The 1,123-nt window shown below is 34.6% G+C and carries 1 pseudogene; it reads left to right on the top strand.

Annotated elements, in window-relative coordinates:
• Positions 1-51: 51 nt before the first annotated feature.
• Positions 52-1,123 (top strand): annotated as a pseudogene (locus ACOVQ4_RS07995) (hypothetical protein); the annotation flags it as partial.

Raw genomic sequence — 1,123 nt, 5'->3', positions numbered from 1 at the left:
AAGTGTTTACAAGAGTCTTTAAAAATTACCCAAGACTCAAATAATCTTGAAGTGAATCACTGGCTAATTGTATACCCAACTCATATACCAGGAAAAGGGCGTTTTCATATCATGAGTTCATGTATGCATCTATTTGGATTATTGATGCGTGAAACGGAAAACCTGCCTAAAGAGATTGAATACCTTAAAAAGGCATTATTACTTGCAAAACAAATCAATAGCATCGACCGACAAATGATTTCTAATTCAAATCTCGGTTCTGCTTTTTTGCGAAAGGGTCTGCTTGACTCGGCATTATACCATGCCCAACAAGCTGACTCATTTGCTTTACTTCCTGAATTCAAGAGGATTTATGGTGGAAGGAATAAAACGCTCATGGGGGATATTTATTTTAAACAAGGTGATTATCGTCAGGCGAAGTTATTATACTTGAACGGACTCGATTTATCAATAAAGACGAATAACCAGTTTAATGCTGCTATTACAAAACATAAATTATCTCAGCTGTATTTAAAAATCAAGCAAAACGATTCGGCACTTATTTATGCAAAGGATAATCTTTCCTTGATGAACTTTCTGCAACAAAATTTTGCAAACTTTCAGTTGAATTTTGGAACTCTGTATGAAGACATTTTTTTGGCATATAAACAGAATAATCAGCTAGATAGTGCCTACAAGTATTTGCTCATTACTTCTCAAATAAAGGATAGTTTGTATAAAGTAAGAATTGATAATCTAAGTGCTTTTCAAAATGTATCATTTGAAGAAACACTCCGTTTAGAAAGTTTAGAAAGTGAGCAATTACAAACAGAATCTAAAATTCGAATCTACAGCTTACTTGCCGGATTAATGGTAGTTTCTTTAATTGGAATTATATTATTTAGGAATAACAACCAAAGAAAGAAAAGTAATTTGCTGTTGACAAGTCAAAAAAATGAAATTGAGCAGCAGAAAAAGCAGGTAGAAGAATCAATGGAGCGATTACAATCTACCCAATCGCAATTGGTTCAGGCAGAAAAGATGGCCTCCTTGGGTGAGCTCACCGCAGGCATCGCCCATGAGATTCAGAACCCACTGAACTTTGTGAATAATTTTGCCGAAGTGAATGTAGAATTGATAGATG

It is taken from the genome of Flectobacillus sp. (genome assembly GCF_049240685.1).
GTDB lineage: Bacteria > Bacteroidota > Bacteroidia > Cytophagales > Spirosomataceae > Flectobacillus.
The sequence above is the reverse complement of the archived record's forward strand: the minus strand, read 5'-3'. Positions and strand labels throughout refer to the sequence as shown.